This window comes from Neisseria sp. HMSC070H10 (assembly GCF_001837635.1).
GTDB classification, from domain to species: domain Bacteria; phylum Pseudomonadota; class Gammaproteobacteria; order Burkholderiales; family Neisseriaceae; genus Neisseria; species Neisseria subflava_A.
On sequence record NZ_KV833359.1, the window covers coordinates 1 to 687 of the forward strand.

A 687-nucleotide genomic window follows, 5' to 3' on the forward strand; every position below is an offset into this window, starting at 1 on the left:
TTTAGGGGATTTTGGGGAATTTTGCAAAGGTCTCTATTTGCGTTATTTTTTGTGCTCCTTGCATCTTATCTGAATGATGTATATGTACAACATATTTTCATGATATGTGAAAAATCTATACAGAATACTTGCATTTAAATTTCATTTTTTTACAATGGAGGGTGCAACTTTCTTCAAGTGACTATCACCGTTAAGACCATGCGGTGTCCCTTTTTCAGTTTACGGGGAAAGAGAAGCTTGAATAACGTCCTTACACCCACCACAAAAAGGTAAAAAACATGAAAAAATTCAACGTTAAAGCATTGAGTATGGCTATTGCGGCAGCTGTGATAAGCAGCGCAGCGGGCGCGGCTGATAGCTCAGACCTGTTGTTGAAAACTAAGGAGCTGGAGCAGGCAGTTAATGGCTTTGCTGCCGGCAGCAACTTCGTCGCTACTAATGAAGATGGCAGCAAAACCGTCCGTAAAGCTACACAAGCAGATGTTGAAGCTGACGGCTTTGGCGGATTGGGTTTGAAAGAAGTTGTAGCTGCACACGATGAGGCATTGGGTGACTTGACTGAAACCGTCAACGACAACAGCGAAGCATTGGTAAAAACTGCAGAAGTTGTTAACGCCATCAGCGCAGATGTAAATGCTAATAAAGCAGCATTGGAAGAGCAAAAAGAAGCTAACGAAGGCTTCAATA

Annotated in this window: 1 pseudogene; it reads left to right on the forward strand. The window is 42.2% G+C overall.

The features are described from left to right. Positions 1-278: 278 nt before the first annotated feature. Positions 279-687 (forward strand): annotated as a pseudogene (locus HMPREF2606_RS11235) (hypothetical protein); the annotation flags it as partial.